We start from the raw sequence: 15,633 nt of genomic DNA, 5'->3' as shown, positions 1-15,633 counted from the left end.
TTTTTAAATCGAAAATGTGAGATAAAAAAAGTAACGATATTTCGTTACTTTATGAAATTTCGTAATCCAGGATACGAGATTTCGTAAAATCAAATGGGTCTTTCAATACCCATTGCCTTGATTTTTGAAGTCAAGGTGGTAGGTTTCATTTTAAGTAGTTCCGCCGCGCCGTTTTTACCAGAGATCTTCCATCTTGCCTCGCGTAGTGCACGAAGGATATTCTCTTTTTCCAAACTGCCCATTTCCATAGCTGTCATAATTCTTTCTTCTTGGGGTTTGAGCGCAATACGTTCCTCCTCAGGGGCATTGGGGATGAGATGATCCCAATCGATTTTCCCTTCTCGGGCAATGATTACCGCCCTTTCAATAATGTTTTGTAGTTCTCGGACGTTACCTGGCCAAGCGTAACCGGACAACAATGCCTTATCCGATTCCGTAAGCGGACGTATTTTTTTGTTGAGCTTTACCGAAAATTGATCTATGATTTCCTGAGCAATGAATTCAATATCCTTTCCACGGTCCCGAAGTGGCGGTACGATTATTGGGAACACGTTCAGACGATAGAACAAATCCTCCCTAAACTTTCCTTCCTTTGCATACTGCAGTAAATCGCGGTGTGTAGCGGCAATTATCCGTACATCCACTTTTTGGGTTTCCGAACTTCCCACGGGATCAAATTCCCCCTCTTGAATGATTCGCAAAAGCTTGGGTTGCAAATCCAAGGGCATTTCCCCTATTTCATCCAAAAAGATGGTTCCCTTATCCGCCAGTAAAAAACGCCCTTTCCTACTTACGGTCGCTCCCGTGAATGCCCCCTTCTCATGACCGAACAATTCACTTTCAATAAGATTGGCGGGAATGGCTCCGCAGTTAATGCGTATCAAGGGTTTATCATTTCTACGGCTGGCCTGATGAATGGCCCGTGCGACCAACTCCTTGCCCGTGCCTGTTTCCCCGTTGATCAAAACCGTAGCGTCGGTCTGGGCAACCTGTTCAATAAGGTCTAGAACATTGACCATGCCTTTATCTTGGGCAATAATACCGTAGCTACTAGTTAATTCTTTTATCTCTTCAGTTAAATATTCGGTTTGATTGGTCAGTAGACTTATGGTATCCTGGGCAGCGATACGTTCTTCAATGTTCCTTAAAATTAAGGTATAAAACGTATTTTCCTTTTCTCCATAACGGCTCAGGGTACCCTCATTTAAGGTTTCTTTCTCTTCAGAACCGATGACCTTTACCACATTGGGCAAATAATTGTTGACGGCCTTTTCGTCTCCTTCAAGTCCTGATTTCACCAAAGACTCGATCAAGTCCGCACCGGCTTCATCGAAGAAAAACAATACATTACGCTGTATAACATCATTGTTTTGAAGCAAGGAATTGGCAGAGGGGTTGGTTAAAAGTATACGGAATTTCGAGTCGAACAGAATAATGGCATCCATGGCACCATTTATAAGTCCGCTCATTTTACCATTGGCCAGTTCCAATTGACTTTTGATATTTGCCAGTTGTTCCTGAATGCTATCCAGCTCCCTGTGACGTCTGATCAGGACTGATAGAATACCCCTAACAAAGCCTTGATCCTCTTTCATCAAATCCAGAAAATGCCCGCGATCAATTTTAGCTACCTTGGTTTCCTGGGTGGCAGTGACGGAAGCTGATCTTGTTTCGTCATCAATGAGGGCATATTCCCCGAAACAATCCCCTTGAGATAGTTTTCCGAAATCGTGATATCCCTCATGAACCTTTACTTCCCCTTGAAGTATGGCATACATGGCATCGCCTACATCGCCCTTGTTTATAATGACATCATTACGATAAAAGGTCCTAACTTCCAAGTGTTTACAAAGATTGGATAATGAAGATTTGGACACCTCTGAAAAAAACTGTACCTGGGCCAAAAATGCCGGAAGATCGGCTTCCATGTCTAACATAGGGAGAATCCGCTGTTTGTTTCTACTAAATATAAAGATTTATAGACAAATGTTTTACAACTTCACAATCAAAAACTACATAAAAAAGCCCGACTAAAGCGGGCTTTTTATCATCTTCTTCAATAAATACAGTTAGATTTCCTCTGCCAACCAAGCCTTCATCATCCAGACCGTCTTTTCCTGTTCAGTGATGAAATCGCTCATCATCGCGTTTGTACCTTCATCATGTGCCTCATCAGAAGCATCCAAGATCCTTCTCTCAATAATAAGAAGTTCCTTAAGGGAATCCACTATCAGGCGAATGGCATCCTCATCCTTCGTAACGTTCTTGCCTACGGGAACCTTGGAGTTGGCAATATAATCCTCAAAGGTATGCTGTGGAATTCCTCCAAGGGTTAAAACCCGTTCTGCTACCATATCTACCTTTGCATTCGCATCCGTATACAGCTCCTCGAATTTTACATGAAGGTCAAAAAAGCCTTTCCCTTTTACGTTCCAATGTATTCCTCTTAGGTTTTGGTAATATCGCTGAAAATTAGCCAGTAAATTGTTGAGGTCATCACTCAATTCTTTCGATTTATCGGCGTTAAGCCCAATACTATTTAGTTTCATATTCTTAGGTTTTAAAATTTTGTATAAATTTAATGTATGAAAGTGGTGTTTTTACATAGATTTTATCAATAGTTTTTATAATTTTATGCTATTAAACTATACTTTATGACCATTACTCAACTGCAGTATGTACTGGCCGTCGCGGAGTATCAGAATTTCACTTTGGCCGCAGAAAAAAGCTTTGTTACCCAGCCTACATTGAGCATGCAGGTGCAGAAATTGGAGGATGAATTGGATGTATTGATATTCGACCGCAAGAAAAAACCCATCTCCATTACAGAGGTTGGCAAAAAAATCGTAACCCAGGCCAAGAACATTGTAAATGAGGCGGAACGAATCAAGGATATCGTAGATCAGGAAAAGGGGTTTATCGGAGGGGATTTCGTCTTGGGCATCATACCGACTATTATGCCCACACTCTTGCCCATGTTTCTGAAGACTTTCATCAAGAAATACTCCAAAGTGAATCTTATTATCAGGGAGCAAAGTACCGAGCAACTTATACAAAATATCCAAGATGGTCATTTGGACGCAGGGATTGCCGCAACACCGCTCAAAATAGAATCCATAAAAGAGCGCCCGTTATATTATGAGCCTTTTGTAGGCTACATACCCCGAAACCATAGACTGGCCAAAACTAAGCACCTGAATCCCGAAAATCTGGATATTTCGGATATTCTTTTGTTAAGGGATGGCCATTGTTTTAGGGACGGGGTCATTAATCTGTGTAATGCCCCTAAAAGTTTTGCGGACGAACATTTTCAACTGCAAAGTGGTAGTTTTGAGACCTTGATAAATCTATCCAATGAAGGCTTGGGAATGACACTTCTCCCCTATTTGAACACTTTGGAACTGGACGATAAAAAAACGCGGAATCTTAAATACTTTGAAAATCCACCTCCGGCAAGAGAGGTCAGTTTGATCTATCATAAAAACGAACTCAAAATTCAAATTACAGAAGCGCTTCGTGATGTCATCTCTGGAATCGTACGGGGTGCTATAGCCTTTCAGGATGTGAAAATTATCAGTCCCCTGAACAACTAAGTTAATTTATTCTTTTATATCTGTACAAACAAGCTTCTATACAAAACCGGGGGCCTGCTGGGGACAAGACCATCGTATCTTCGGACATTTGAACACTAAAATTCTCCTCCATTTCCTCCCCATCATTAGTATAACTCAGTTCTAATAAACCTTCTTCAAAAACATAGTCTCCTGAACTATTAAAGATATTCTCAAAGGTATTTGTACGCCTATATTTGCCATCATCATCAAATTTAAAAATATCCCCATTGTCCACCGTGTTCCAGTCTATACCACCTCCGCCGGGGTCCAAATAAGTTTCAACCAGTTTCCAGCTGCCGATAAGTCCATTTGTTTCGAGTAGGGTCAATTCTTTGTTGGAATCATCTTCGCAGGATAAAAGCAGGCTAAATACCAGGATAAGGTATCTTTTCACAACTATTCGTTTTTGAGAAAAGATGAGGACAATGCCAGAAGGTTGCTTAGAATTAAAAAAACCACCTTAAGGTGGTTTTGGATTATGCTCTTAGATAAAGAAGCCCTTCTTGGAGTTCGGGCTTATCCGTTACAAATTGTTTTAGCCAGAGTTCTAGTTCCTCAATTTCTTCGGGCAGTAATCTGGCAACTGCCTTTTTCAACTCCTTGAGGAAGAGTTTCGCATCAAAACTAACCTTTCTGAGCACAGTTTTTGTGTACTCAAGCATAGCTCTTGCCATATTCCTAAAAGTTTTAGAGATTAGATTGTATTCTCAAATTTAACAAGAAAAGAGTGGTTTTTATTGCGCTGTCCAGTTAAAAATTAGATAATTTCTTGTTAAAGCGGTAGCAGGTACCAATTTTACATAATATCCTTATCTTGGCGACCATGGGAAAAATACTGTCCATAAGCTTTATTTTGATTTTTTTGTTAGGCTGCGTCAGCTCCAAAGGAATAATTCAAAAAAATGTTCGTCCAGTTCTGGAAGCCCAGCTATTTGAAAATCAATTTACCGGATTCTTTGTTGTAGACCCAGAGAAAAGGGATACCCTATATTCTTACAATAGTGAGAAATACTTTACCCCCGCCAGCAATACAAAAATTTATACGCTATTCACCTCCTTGGAATTATTGCCGGATAGTATCCCTGCATTAAAATACAATCTCCAAAACGATACACTGTTTGTGGAAGGCACAGGTGACCCTTCTTTTCTACATCCTTATTTTAAGGATAGTACGGCATTACATTTTTTAAAAAAACACCGTGTTATTTCGCTTTATGTGGACAATTTTCAGGAAGAACATTTTGGACCAGGTTGGGCCTGGGGAGATTACCAATGGTACTATTCAACAGAACGCAGTGCATTTCCTTTATACGGTAATGTGCTTACCGTTTACGAAAAACAAGGTCTTCAGGTATCCCCAGCCCTCTTTGAGGACAAGGTAATTCCAATTGATTACGTTATGCAACGGGAAGAAAATGAAAACCGGTTCTATTTTGATCCTACACGAAAGGACACGGTAGAAATTCCGTTGAAGCTAGATAGTACCTTGATTCGAACTCTTTTGGAGGATGCATTACAACGAAAGGTTTCGATTACGCCCAATCCACTTGGAGAGGAAAAAAGTATTGTGTATAGTGTACCATCAGATTCCATATATGCCAAAATGATGATGGACAGCGATAATTTTTTGGCGGAACAATTGCTTATTCTGGCTTCCTCTACCCTATCCGATACACTGAACACGGGTAAGGTACGTAACCATGTTTTGGATAGCTTGTTGACCGACTTAAGACAACCCCCTAGATGGGTGGACGGATCGGGACTTTCCCGATACAATCTTTTCACACCACAATCCATGGTACATGTTCTTCATCTGATGTACCAGCGTATCCCTAGGCAAAGATTGTTCAGTTTATTCCCTGCTGGAGGGGTTTCCGGCACCTTGGAAAATTGGTATCCTGGAGACCCTACTCCCTATATCTATGCCAAAACGGGAAGTTTGGGAAACAACCATTGCGTTAGTGGATATCTTTTGACCAAATCAGGTAAAACTTTGATTTTCAGCTTCATGAACAATCACTTTAGAATCCCTTCCTCAGAAGTAAAAAAAAGAATGCAATCTATTTTTGAAACAATTAGGGATACCTATTAAACCTTAGTTTTAGAAACCACTTTTTTAGAAAATTTTTTCCGAAGCAATTCCAATTTTGGATCAATATACTTCTTACAAAAAGGCCTCCCGGGATTCGAATAATAATAGTTCCGAAACATCTCTTCCGATGGGCTAAAGGCTTTGAAGGGAAGTATCTTTGTAATCAGTTTCCCTGCGAATTGGCCCTGAAACTCATCCCACTTGCTTTCCAACTCTTCTTGATCTCCGGTACTCATGGTATAAATCGCAGAACGATACTTGTTCCTTAAGGAGTGGTCCGTTGTACTTTCGTGGGTAAACAAGTGGATGAGCACTAAATCCTTTAACGAAATTTCATCAGGAAAATAAGATACGATGACTGCCTCCGAAAAAGTTTCGTTTCCGGCCTCCGAGGCAATGAAACCTTGTTCTACCTTTTCCACACCCTTAAGCGATTGAAACACGGCCTCGGTACACCAATGGCATCCGCCACCAAAAGCAATTCTTTTCATTGACTTCACAATACCATAGTCGGAAATTCCTCAAGAAAATAACGTATTAAGCTGCGCATATTGCAATAGCATAATGGTCTTTGCATCCTTGATTTCCCCGGTTCCTATCATATTTATTGCTTCTTCGAAGGAATATTCCAAGACTTCAATGTTTTCGGTCTCCTCATCTACCCCGCCACCATCACTTACTTTCATTTTATCCTCATATTCGGCAATAAAAAAATAAAGGATCTCGGTTACCGAACCTGGAGACATATAGGACTCAAAAACCTTTTGCACATTATCCACTTTAAATCCAGTTTCCTCCTCCACCTCTTTTTTTATGCGGTCCTCAGGATTTTCCCCATCCAAAAGACCGGCACAGACTTCGATCATCATTCCATCACTGTTTCCATTGACGTAGGTGGGCATACGAAATTGACGCGTTAAGATTACCGTACCTTTCGTTTGATTATACAGCAATATAGCGGCACCATTGCCCCGATCATAAGCTTCGCGATATTGAGTTTCCCAACTGCCATCCGGTTTTTGGTATTCATAAGTGAATTTGTTGAGCGTGTACCAATTGTCCGATAACAGTTGTTTTTTTATATTCTTTATGTTTCCATTTTTCATTGACACTGGTTTAAATCAATACCTGTAAAAGTATGCATTTACCCGATTTTCAGGTATTATTTTTGGTGGAAGTAGCGCAGTAACCTGTAGGCAAAGCTAAAATTCATCTTTACATCCTTATTTTTCAATTAAGATAATTTGCGTCAAACTATAGCTAAACACGATAATCAATTTATCTATACTGTAGTTTACATTTGTGATTGCATCCAACAAAACTGTTTTGTCATGTCCATAAAGACTTTATCCCTTTGTATGGTATTTGTACTTCTCGGCGCAATCGATCTCGGGGCACAAAAACTAAAAGTAAGCGAAAATGACCGCTATTTGGTCACGGAGAGTGGAACACCTTTCTTCTGGTTGGCGGATACGGCCTGGCAGCTATTCCACAGATGTAATCGGGAAGAGGCAAATATGTATTTGGAAAAAAGAGCGGAACAAGGTTTTAATGTAGTCCAAGCTGTGGCCCTGGCCGAAATAGATGGTCTCAATACGCCCAATCCTTATGGTGAAACGCCCTTATTGGATAACAATCCAAAAACTCCAAATGATCGGTATTTTCAACATGTGGACTATGTGATACGGAAAGCGGATTCCTTGGGAATTTACATAGCACTGTTACCCACTTGGGGAGATAAGCTCTTTAAGGAAAGTTGGGGCGTAGGGCCGGAAGTCTTAACCCCTGATAACGCCGAGGTATTTGGTAAATGGATCGGGAACCGATACAAAGATTTTGATAATATTGTTTGGATCGTTGGCGGTGATCGAAATCCTAGAAAGGGCTCCAATGATGTGATGGTCTGGCAACAAATGGCCAACGGAATAGTGGCAACTGCAGGAGGCAACGAAAATGTGCTGATGAGTTTTCATCCACAGCCCAAAGAGCTTGGGGGATCTTCAACCTGGTTCCACCAAGATGCATGGCTCGATTTTAATATGCACCAAACCGGGCATTGTGCCAACAAGGGCACCTATAAGCACATAGCACATGACTACAATCTGAGTCCTATCAAACCCGTCCTGGATGGGGAACCGCTCTACGAGGACCATCCCAATTGTTTTAACGCCAAGGAGTTGGGCTATAGCACTGCCCGAGATATACGCCGAATCATGTATTGGAACGTTTTTGCCGGAGCGTTTGGGCAAACCTATGGTTGCCATGATGTTTGGCAAATGTATAAGCTGGATAAACAGGGTATAAACGGCCCATTGCGGCCTTGGCCCGAAGCATTGGATCTGCCTATGGCCACCCAGGTAAAGCATTTAAAAAACCTTATGCTGTCCCGACCTTTTCTTAGCCGTATACCCGATTCTAACATGATAATAGATGAACAGGCAGAAACGGACGACTACGTCATTGCCACCCGCGATAGCAAAGGAACCTATGCCATGATATATTTCCCTACGGGAAAACAGGTTACTATTGATTTTAGCCAGCTTAATACAGCCCGTTTAAAAACATGGTGGTACGATCCGCGCACGGGGAATTCCTTTGAAGGGGAAATATTGCAAAAATCCGCCACGATAAGGATAACCCCACCTACTTCGGGAAAAGGGAATGATTGGGTTTTGGTAGTGGATGCCACGGATTCCAAATTCGAGAGACCGGGACAATAAATTTTTTCAGATTGAAGGCATCATTTTTCAAAACATCGGGAGCGGCATCCATAATTTACCTTTGCTTGGGCTATTATATAGTAATGGCCTTTGTTGCACCCGGTTTTTTTACCGTCAATAATACTTGGAACCTCTTATACAATTTGTTGCCACTACTGGTTATAGCCATTGGTCAGACCTTTGTAATGATTACTGCAGGTATTGATCTTTCCATCACTTCAATAATTGCCGTTACCAGTATAACAGGAGGTTATCTTATGAGCAGCGATACCGCTATATTCGATTCACCCGAATCCCTGATCTTTGGTGTATTAGGCATGTTGCTTGTAGGAATTTCCATTGGAACGCTAAATGGGATTGCCGTGGCAAGATTTGGCATGCCTGCGTTTATGGTAACATTGACTACAATGATGCTTTTTAGTGGCCTTGCCATTTGGCTTACCCAATCGCAGAACATTTATAATTTGCCCGAAGCCTTTGTAAATATGCCATACAGTTCCTTTTTGGGTATCCCGACACCCGTATATCTGGGGGTAATCGTTCTGGGACTCTCCTACTTTTTGCTGAACAAGACCCTTTTGGGGGAATGGATTTACGCTATAGGTCTCAATGTGGAAACGTCCCGGATATCAGGGGTTAAAGTGGCAAGGATCATAATTTTTGTTTATGCTTTCAGCGGGTTTTGTGCCGCAATTGGAGCTATTTTTTATACGGCACGGCTGGAGACGGGCTCTCCGGTCATGGGACAGAATATACTATTAGACGTCATCGGAGCCGTAGTTATAGGTGGTACCAGTCTCTTTGGGGGAAAGGGAAAGATCATATGGACATTTTTTGGTGCTTTTTTCATGGTTTTACTAGACAACAGTTTAAATCTTATGAGCCTTTCTTTTTTTCTTATTATGATCGTCAAAGGCTCCGTAATACTCATAGCGGCCCTACTGAACGCCAACCGGGAAAAATCATTGAGAACTACATAATATGCTGCTGGAATTTAAGGATATACATAAAAGCTTTGGGGAGGTAGCGGTACTAAAGGGGATACGGCTTGCGTTGGAAACCGGTAGCGTATTGGGTCTTGTGGGTGAAAATGGAGCGGGTAAATCTACGCTAATGAACATCCTTGGAGGAATTGTCCCTTTAAGTTCTGGCAAAATGGAACTTAGCGGAAAGGTCTATTCCCCCGATTCCCCAAATGATGCCCAAACGAATGGAATAGCATTTATCCATCAGGAACTGAACCTTTTTCCCAATTTAAGCATAGCGGAAAACCTCTTCATCGTTAACTTCCCCAAAAAAAAGGTGATGGGATGTCACTTCCTGGACAGAAAAACGGCACGGGAAAAGACGGAAAAAATTCTCTCACAGGTCGGATTGGACGTTTCCCCCAATATGCCCGTAGCGAATTTAACCGCGGCCCAAAGGCAAATGGTAGAAATTGCCAAGGCCCTGAGTACAAATCCCAAAATCGTAATATTCGACGAACCCACCACTTCCCTTACGCGTCATGAGGCCCAAAAATTGTTCAATCTTATCCGTTCATTAAAAAATGAGGGATTGGCTATTGTCTTCATAAGCCATAACCTAGATGATGTTATGCAACTGACCGACCACATAGCCGTTCTCCGGGACGGGGAATTGATTGCTCATGACGAGACCACATCCTATACGATACCAACTTTGGTAAACCTCATGATAGGCCGGGATATGGGAGATTTTATTCCGCGCCGTGATACGGTTACTTCAGGAGAAACTTGTCTTGAGGTCAGTGGTCTCAAGGCGGGATATATAGGCCCCCTTGATTTTTCAATTGAAAAAGGGGAGGTCTTGGGCTTCTATGGACTTGTAGGTGCCGGACGATCCGAAATGATCCGAATGGTCTATGGACTCGATCCAATGGAAATGGGAACACTTAGATGGAACGGACGAAAAATGCATAACCTCAACCCGGTAAAATGGATAAAACAAGGCGTGGCCTTCCTTACGGAAAATCGTCAAGACGAGGGCTTAATGATCGATCAGACGATTGCAAAAAACGTCCAACTTGCTGTTCTTCCAAGATATACAAAGTCCTTGAATCGTGTTGATTACAAGGAGGTTGGTAAAAGAAGTCGGGCACAGGCCGATGCTGTAAATACCAAATACCAAAATTTTACCACGCAAGTGGTCTCCACTTTAAGCGGGGGCAACCAACAAAAGGTAGTCTTGGCCAAATGGCTCTTGACGAAACCGGAACTTCTCATCTTGGATGAACCTACCAAGGGAATAGACATAGGGGCCAAGCATGAAATCTATACGTTGATCAATGCCTTGGTGAAATCAGGTTCCAGTACGGTTTTGATATCATCGGAAATAGAGGAACTCCTAGGGCTTTGCGACCGAATAATAGTAATGAGCGAAGGCCGGATTAGTAGAGAGTTCAAAAAGGAAGAGTTTGAACGTTCGGCCATTTTGGAAGCGGCTTTGCACCATACCGAAGAAGAAGTGTTGTAATCATGAAATGGATAACAAATAAAACCGTCCAAAGTCTACTACATCACTCGACCTTTGTTCTTTTTGCAATAGTCCTAACGGTATTCGGACTACTTTCCCAAAGTTTTTTTTCCTTCCAAAACTTAATCAATGTACTTACACAGGCTTCTTCTTTGGGAATTATAGCCACAGGAATGACATTTGTCCTATTGACTGCCGGTATAGACTTATCTGTAGGCTCTATCATGTTCTTGGCGGGAGTAATTTCAAGCAAAATGGTAGTGGCCGGCTTCCCATTGTGGATGGCTTTTTCCGTTGTATTGGCAGTGGGTATACTTTTTGGGCTGATGAATGGCTTTTTGGTGGTCAGGGCCAAAATTGTCCCTTTCATAGTCACCTTGGCCACGTTTTATATGGGGCGCGGTCTTGGATTGTTCCTTTCCGAAACAAGGGCGATCAATCTACCGGATTCTTTTCTTAAAATTGGTTCCACACAGTTTTTTGGCATACCATTTCCCATAATCGCATTTGTTTGCGTCGTTGTCATTGGGCACTTACTGCTTACAAAGACCGTTTTTGGCAAACAAGTCTATGCTGTGGGCCACAGTACTTTAAAATCCAAGAAAGCAGGTATCAAAGTTAATGGAATCTTGCTTAAAGCATACCTCATCTGCGGTCTCTGTGCTTCGATTGGCGGTTTGGTGGCCATTTCCCAACTTGGAGCCGTTTCACCCACCTTTGGGCTACAAAGCGAGTTTATGGCCATTGCGGCTGCCGTCCTTGGTGGCACTAGCCTTTTTGGGGGTAAAGGAACCGTTTTTCCCGGAACATTGGTTGGGGTGTTATTGGTACAATGTATCCAGAACGGCCTTGTAATGGTAAACGCAGATCCTTATCTATACCCTTTGATTACCGGTGGGGTTATCTTTTTGGTAGTCCTGATCGATAGCCTACGGCATCTACAACAGCAAAAATTGAAAAGATGGGGAATACACCAAAAATAAAAAGAACCATTTTCCATGGAACGGCATTATTGCTATCCTTCATCGGGCTTTTGCTAAGTGCCTGCTCGAAAAAATTGGAAAGGACTACCATTGGCATATCATTTGAAATTCTACAAACCGAATATTGGGTGGCAAGTATAGAAGCTATGAAAGATGCGTCCCAAAAAAACAAAGCCGATTATCTTGAAGCGGTGGCCAATGGTGATGCGAACAGACAATTTGAGCAAATAAACAATTTTATCTCCAGAGGGGTGGATGGCATAGTCATAGCGCCTAAAGATGCCCACACCGTTATCCCGATTATTAAAGCAGCCAATAGGGCCAATATTCCCATTGTTATCTACAACAGGCTACCTGCAGAGAATAAAGGAAGCTATACCACTGTTGTGGCGGATAACTATGATATTACCAAAAAGACGGTGAAATATATGTGCGAAATGGCCCGGAAATCCGGTAATAAACATAAGGCCATGATTCTAATCGGGGACCTTGGGGACATCAATGCAGTCCATCGCCGTAACGGATTCAACGATGCCATCGCCGAATATCCGGACACTATAGAACTAGTGGCCGAAATTCCTACGGAATGGAACCAGGAGAAAGCACTGGCCGGAGTGACCAACGCCTTACAGGCCCATCCGGATATTTCGTTTATTTTTTCCAGTTCGGATTTTTTGTTTCCTTCAATAATCTCTGCATTAAAAAATGTGGACAAGTACCATCCCACGGGGCATCAGAAGCATGTCATATTGGGTGGCTTTGATGGGGATGCCATGGCCTACAAAATGCTTGTGGAAGGGTATTTGGATGCCGATGGGGTGCAGGATGTCTATTATGAATGTGATGCTTCCATACAGGCCATTATAGATCGGTTGGATGGGAGGGCCGTAAAACAAACGATTAGTGATCCGGGCTTTGTCATCCATAAAGATAATCTCAAGGAAATGGCGCCCAAAATGTGGGGTGCAAATTGGGCTAAACAATGATGGTGGACATGAACAACCCTTTGACCTTGAGCACTGGTCATCTTGAGGTCCTCTTTGAAAACGGATTTTTACGTTATATAAGATTCGGCAATGCAGAACTACTGCGGATGATTTATTTTGCTGTACGGGATTCCAATTGGGGCACCGTGCCGCACCATATAACTAACGCCACTCTAACGAAGAACCCCGGCGGATTTCTATTGCACTACGAATGTACCTGTAAACAAAAGGGGATTGACTTTCGATGGGAATGTCGAATAGAGGGTACGGGAAATACCCTTACGTTTGAAATAAATGGAGAGGCCCATTCCCATTTTGATGCCAACCGAATCGGATTTTGTGTATTACATCCTATTGACCAATGTGCCGGAAAGGAAGTGCGGATAACCCATTCCAATGGTTCCAGTACTGTTAAGACCTTTCCCAAGGCTATTGCTCCACATCAGCCGTTCAAGGACATCAAGGGTATGGCCTGGGAAGCGGATACTTCTGAAGTAAAGCTCTTTTTTGAGGGTGACGTTTTTGAGACCGAAGATCAACGCAATTGGTTGGATGCCTCATACAAGACCTATTGCACCCCCTTGGAACTACCATTCCCATTATCTTGGGAAATAGGCAAAACAGTATCCCAAAGAATACGGTTAGAGGTTATTCCAAGGCTGTTGGATACGTCCTTTGACCAAGGCACCGACCTTAAGCTCAATATTCTGGGCAACACCTCCACCCTACCACGTCTTGGGCTTGAGGCCAACGGCCGTATTCCTTCTGATTGGGAGCTACAAAAACTAAAGGATTTACAGCTTTCTTTTCTGCGTGTGGAAATTCGATTGGATGGAAAGGAAGAAAATGTTGAATCCAATTTAGTCCAGGCCAAACGCCTACAATTGCCCATAGAACTTATCCTTTTTACCAATAATAATGCTTCTGCATTGGGAAATCGGCTTAAAAAAATAAATTGGGAGGGGCTTATCATAATGAGTATACTCGCACTGAACACGGAGACCTTGACAACAAAAAGGGGCTTTTTGGAAAAGGTACGTCCGGTACTAAGGGCAACCTTTGGTAAGGCGCCGATAGGTGGGGGGACCGACCATTATTTTACACAAATCAATCGGGAAAGACCACCTTCCAATTCCATTGATTTTTTGTCCTTTTCCGCGAATCCGCAGGTACATGCCTTTGACGATCTGTCTATTTTGGAAACTGCGCAGACCTTCACATCTGTCATCGAGAGTGCCCAGATGATTAGCGGAGGGAAACCTATCCACATCTCTCCTATTACACTTAAACCTCGTTCGAATCCAGATGCAACGGTCGCTATATCTGAAGAAGAACAGGCGAGGGCGCGTTTGGATCATAGGCATAAGACCCCATTAAATGCGCTATGGACATTGGCATCCTTGAAAAACATCATACAAGGGAGTGCGGCTCAGGCCACTTTTTTTCAAACCTTGGGCGACGAAGGACTATTATCAGATTCGGGCCGAAGCTTATTTCCTATATACGAAGTCTTTGCTTTTTTGGGCCAAAGGAAAAATGCCCTTGCAATCCAAACCGAGAGTAGCCATCCGCTAGTATTCGAAGGATTGATACTTGAGGAAAATGGGAAGAGGTCCTATATCTTGGGCAATTTCACCGAAGACCCGATCCTTATACGAATAGAAGAAAGGTCCATTGGGTTAAGGCCCAAAGAATTGAAGTTTATGGATTGATCTTATCTTAGAATTTGATGAGTTCGTTCGTTTCAGCGGACCGATAACTCCCCCAAACCAATTCAACGGTCTTCAAGTTGTCCGTTCCGGTCATTTCGGAGGTTTCACCACGTAATCCGTTTAAGACATCCTGTTGGCAATCCACAATACTGGAATGTACCACCGCATACTCCGGGTCTATCCAATCGTACAGCTTGGGCCTTACAACTTTGTCCTCGGTACCCGTATCCGTGGTGATACGTATAGTATAATCATGGGAAAGCTTAAGAGATCCCCTGGATGCTTCGACCAGTATAAGCACTTGGGGAAAAGCCTCCTTTTCCAAAAGTGAGGCATAGGACATTTCCACGTAACAGGAGACCCCTTTTTCCATGCGCATAAAGACATTGGCCACGTCTTCGCCCTTTATATTTGGATTTATACGATGGGTAGAACAATAAAGTGTACGGGCCTCCCCGAAAAGGAATCGGGAAATATCCAAAACGTGGGAACCAATATCGGTAAGGATAAAATGTTCCAATTCCGCCAAAAAGGGCTGGTTGTCAAAAACCGGGAACGCGCTGCAAAAAGAAATCCTGGCCTTAAATGGAGTTCCTATTTGGCCCGAGTCCAAGATTCTCTTGAATTCCCGAATAGGGGCCTGCCATCTAAAGTTTTCATTGATAAAAAGCTTTACCCCACTGCTTGTACAGGTGTCTACCAATTCTTGTGCCTGCTTTAAGGAAGGCGCCATAGGTTTTTGACAGACCACATGGATACCTCTTCCTGCGGCCAACCTAGTTACGGGCAGATGCGTGTTCACATCCGTACAGATATCCACAAAATCAAGTTCCTCTTTTTCCAATAATTCCTCAGCATCATCATATACCCTAGGAATCCCGAATTTCCGAGCCATGGTGTCCGCCTTGGATCGGGTCCTATTGTAAGCGGCCACGCAGGTTACCCCATCTAGTTCCTGCCATCCCGGAATCTGGAAGTTAGCCCAAAAACCTGTGCCAAAAATGGCAAACTTAAGCTTATCCATAAATAAAAA

The 15,633-nt window shown here is 42.7% G+C and carries 15 protein-coding genes; 8 read left to right on the top strand and 7 right to left on the bottom strand.

What is annotated here, in order from left to right; all coding sequences use genetic code 11:
• Positions 1-89: 89 nt before the first annotated feature.
• Together Q0993_RS18645 and Q0993_RS18640 are read right to left on the bottom strand one after the other, a co-directional pair.
• Positions 90-1,937, bottom strand: coding sequence for a sigma 54-interacting transcriptional regulator (locus Q0993_RS18645; RefSeq protein WP_299536003.1), 1,848 nt, complete (start codon positions 1,935-1,937; stop codon positions 90-92).
• Between the two features lie 132 nt (positions 1,938-2,069).
• Positions 2,070-2,549: a DNA starvation/stationary phase protection protein gene (locus tag Q0993_RS18640; RefSeq protein ID WP_299536001.1), complete on the bottom strand. Its 480-nt coding sequence runs from the start codon at positions 2,547-2,549 to the stop codon at positions 2,070-2,072.
• A 105-nt stretch (positions 2,550-2,654) separates the two neighbouring features.
• Here Q0993_RS18640 and Q0993_RS18635 point away from each other — a divergent pair, with 105 nt between their 5' ends.
• Positions 2,655-3,593: a hydrogen peroxide-inducible genes activator gene (locus tag Q0993_RS18635; RefSeq protein WP_299535998.1), complete on the top strand. Its 939-nt coding sequence runs from the start codon at positions 2,655-2,657 to the stop codon at positions 3,591-3,593.
• Position 3,594: 1 nt separating this feature from the next.
• Here Q0993_RS18635 and Q0993_RS18630 read toward each other — a convergent pair whose 3' ends face one another.
• Both Q0993_RS18630 and Q0993_RS18625 read right to left on the bottom strand, forming a co-directional pair.
• Positions 3,595-4,008 carry a lipocalin family protein gene (locus tag Q0993_RS18630; protein ID WP_299535995.1) on the bottom strand — a complete coding sequence of 138 codons (414 nt, stop codon included), beginning with the start codon at positions 4,006-4,008 and terminating at the stop codon, positions 3,595-3,597.
• An 82-nt stretch (positions 4,009-4,090) separates the two neighbouring features.
• Entirely contained in the window at positions 4,091-4,288 is a 198-nt protein-coding gene (locus Q0993_RS18625; RefSeq protein ID WP_299535993.1) for a hypothetical protein, read from the bottom strand.
• A gap of 149 nt (positions 4,289-4,437) precedes the next feature.
• Between Q0993_RS18625 and Q0993_RS18620 the strand changes: the two genes are divergently transcribed.
• Positions 4,438-5,706 (top strand): D-alanyl-D-alanine carboxypeptidase/D-alanyl-D-alanine-endopeptidase, encoded by a 1,269-nt coding sequence (locus tag Q0993_RS18620; RefSeq protein WP_299535991.1) that lies wholly within the window; start codon positions 4,438-4,440, stop codon positions 5,704-5,706.
• Here Q0993_RS18620 and Q0993_RS18615 read toward each other — a convergent pair.
• A complete protein-coding gene (locus Q0993_RS18615; protein WP_299535988.1) occupies positions 5,703-6,197 on the bottom strand; it encodes a peptide-methionine (S)-S-oxide reductase in 495 nt (164 codons plus the stop codon). The two genes, Q0993_RS18620 and Q0993_RS18615, sit on opposite strands and share 4 nt — an antisense overlap.
• A 30-nt stretch (positions 6,198-6,227) precedes the next feature.
• Complete coding sequence (gene nudK / locus Q0993_RS18610; protein WP_299535985.1) at positions 6,228-6,812, bottom strand: GDP-mannose pyrophosphatase NudK; 585 nt, start codon at positions 6,810-6,812, stop codon at positions 6,228-6,230.
• A 225-nt stretch (positions 6,813-7,037) separates the two neighbouring features.
• Between nudK and Q0993_RS18605 the strand changes: the two genes are divergently transcribed.
• Genes Q0993_RS18605 through Q0993_RS18580 form a run of 6 tightly spaced genes read left to right on the top strand, consistent with a single transcriptional unit; the run spans position 7,038 to position 14,600 of the window.
• Complete coding sequence (locus tag Q0993_RS18605) at positions 7,038-8,426, top strand: glycoside hydrolase family 140 protein (RefSeq protein ID WP_299535982.1); 1,389 nt, start codon at positions 7,038-7,040, stop codon at positions 8,424-8,426.
• 11 nt (positions 8,427-8,437) lie between these two features.
• On the top strand, positions 8,438-9,406 hold the full coding sequence (locus tag Q0993_RS18600) for an ABC transporter permease (RefSeq protein ID WP_299535979.1): 969 nt from the start codon (positions 8,438-8,440) through the stop codon (positions 9,404-9,406).
• A 1-nt stretch (position 9,407) separates the two neighbouring features.
• On the top strand, positions 9,408-10,919 hold the full coding sequence (locus Q0993_RS18595; protein ID WP_299535976.1) for a sugar ABC transporter ATP-binding protein: 1,512 nt from the start codon (positions 9,408-9,410) through the stop codon (positions 10,917-10,919).
• A 2-nt stretch (positions 10,920-10,921) separates the two neighbouring features.
• Positions 10,922-11,902, top strand: coding sequence for an ABC transporter permease (locus Q0993_RS18590; protein ID WP_299535973.1), 981 nt, complete (start codon positions 10,922-10,924; stop codon positions 11,900-11,902).
• Positions 11,881-12,888, top strand: coding sequence for a sugar ABC transporter substrate-binding protein (locus Q0993_RS18585; RefSeq protein ID WP_299535970.1), 1,008 nt, complete (start codon positions 11,881-11,883; stop codon positions 12,886-12,888). Before Q0993_RS18590 ends, Q0993_RS18585 begins: the two co-directional genes overlap by 22 nt.
• Positions 12,885-14,600 (top strand): hypothetical protein, encoded by a 1,716-nt coding sequence (locus Q0993_RS18580; RefSeq protein WP_299535967.1) that lies wholly within the window; start codon positions 12,885-12,887, stop codon positions 14,598-14,600. The genes Q0993_RS18585 and Q0993_RS18580 overlap by 4 nt, the downstream gene beginning before the upstream one ends.
• 7 nt (positions 14,601-14,607) lie before the next feature.
• Here the strand turns inward: Q0993_RS18580 and Q0993_RS18575 are convergent, their stop codons facing one another.
• Complete coding sequence (locus tag Q0993_RS18575) at positions 14,608-15,624, bottom strand: Gfo/Idh/MocA family oxidoreductase (protein WP_299535964.1); 1,017 nt, start codon at positions 15,622-15,624, stop codon at positions 14,608-14,610.
• Positions 15,625-15,633: the final 9 nt, after the last annotated feature.

Source organism: Ulvibacterium sp. (genome assembly GCF_028285715.1).
In the GTDB taxonomy this organism is placed as follows: domain Bacteria; phylum Bacteroidota; class Bacteroidia; order Flavobacteriales; family Flavobacteriaceae; genus Ulvibacterium.
The sequence above is the reverse complement of the archived record's forward strand: the minus strand, read 5'-3'. Positions and strand labels throughout refer to the sequence as shown.

Coding starts and splice junctions, on each gene's coding strand:
- Q0993_RS18645 (WP_299536003.1), bottom strand. CDS start 1,937: ATGTTAGACATGGAAGCCGATCTTCCGGCATTTTTGGCCCAGGTACAG.
- Q0993_RS18640 (WP_299536001.1), bottom strand. CDS start 2,549: ATGAAACTAAATAGTATTGGGCTTAACGCCGATAAATCGAAAGAATTG.
- Q0993_RS18635 (WP_299535998.1), top strand. CDS start 2,655: ATGACCATTACTCAACTGCAGTATGTACTGGCCGTCGCGGAGTATCAG.
- Q0993_RS18625 (WP_299535993.1), bottom strand. CDS start 4,288: ATGGCAAGAGCTATGCTTGAGTACACAAAAACTGTGCTCAGAAAGGTT.
- Q0993_RS18620 (WP_299535991.1), top strand. CDS start 4,438: ATGGGAAAAATACTGTCCATAAGCTTTATTTTGATTTTTTTGTTAGGC.
- Q0993_RS18615 (WP_299535988.1), bottom strand. CDS start 6,197: ATGAAAAGAATTGCTTTTGGTGGCGGATGCCATTGGTGTACCGAGGCC.
- nudK (WP_299535985.1), bottom strand. CDS start 6,812: ATGAAAAATGGAAACATAAAGAATATAAAAAAACAACTGTTATCGGAC.
- Q0993_RS18605 (WP_299535982.1), top strand. CDS start 7,038: ATGTCCATAAAGACTTTATCCCTTTGTATGGTATTTGTACTTCTCGGC.
- Q0993_RS18595 (WP_299535976.1), top strand. CDS start 9,408: ATGCTGCTGGAATTTAAGGATATACATAAAAGCTTTGGGGAGGTAGCG.
- Q0993_RS18590 (WP_299535973.1), top strand. CDS start 10,922: ATGAAATGGATAACAAATAAAACCGTCCAAAGTCTACTACATCACTCG.
- Q0993_RS18585 (WP_299535970.1), top strand. CDS start 11,881: ATGGGGAATACACCAAAAATAAAAAGAACCATTTTCCATGGAACGGCA.
- Q0993_RS18580 (WP_299535967.1), top strand. CDS start 12,885: ATGATGGTGGACATGAACAACCCTTTGACCTTGAGCACTGGTCATCTT.
- Q0993_RS18575 (WP_299535964.1), bottom strand. CDS start 15,624: ATGGATAAGCTTAAGTTTGCCATTTTTGGCACAGGTTTTTGGGCTAAC.